Origin of the sequence: Thermogemmata fonticola, assembly GCF_013694095.1 — a bacterium.
GTDB classification, from domain to species: Bacteria; Planctomycetota; Planctomycetia; order Gemmatales; family Gemmataceae; genus Thermogemmata; species Thermogemmata fonticola.
In genome coordinates this window covers 1-718 of the sequence record NZ_JACEFB010000039.1, presented here as the reverse complement: position 1 = coordinate 718, position 718 = coordinate 1, and the positions used below count along the sequence as shown (strand labels likewise).

General features: G+C 64.9%; 1 protein-coding gene. It reads left to right on the top strand.

Features of this window, described 5'->3' with window-relative positions:
- Positions 1-13 precede the first annotated feature (13 nt).
- On the top strand, positions 14-718 hold a 705-nt coding region (locus H0921_RS17580), incomplete at its 3' end, for a hypothetical protein (protein ID WP_228500114.1).

Genomic DNA, 718 nt, shown 5'->3' with positions numbered 1-718 from the left:
GGCCGAGGCGCCGATGGATTGTTGGCTGGACGTGGCGGAGGCGACGATCAGTCAAGGGGTGCGGGAGTTGGTGTGTCGGCTCAACGCTGGCAGTTCCAGCTTTGCGGCGGCAGCGGAGAATCTGAGGCGGGCGGCCCAGCTGAAGTTGAGCCGTGAGACGTTGCGGCAGGTGGTGGAGCAGGAAGGTCGGCAGGTGTTGGCCGCCCAGAAGTCGGGGGCATTGACACCGGGCTGGTCGGCCGCCGATTGCGTCGTGACCGAGCCAGCGGCGACTTCGACCGCAAGCGCTTCGACTGTCACCGCCATGCCAGCGAACGCCTCGACCGCGAACGCTTCGACTGTCACCGCCATGCCAGCGAACGCTTCGACTGCAAACGCTTCGACTGTCACCGCCATGCCAGCGAACGCTTCGACTGTCACCGCCACGCCAGCGAACGCTTCGAAATCGTCATCGTCTGCTTCCCCCTCGAAGTCTTCCGCGTCGGCTCGGGCGAAGACGCGGGTTTACTTTGGCTGCGACGGGGTGATGGTGCCGCTGGTGACAGACGCGGAGAAGCGGAAGCGACGGGCGACGATCAAGCATAAGCGTAAGCTGCGGGGCAAAAAGGCCAAGCCGCTGCCGCCGTTGCGACCGGGTGCCGACCAGGCCTTCAAGGAGTTCAAGCTGGTCGTCTACTATGACGACACGCGGCGGCATCGGCTGGTGGAAGGTACCCAA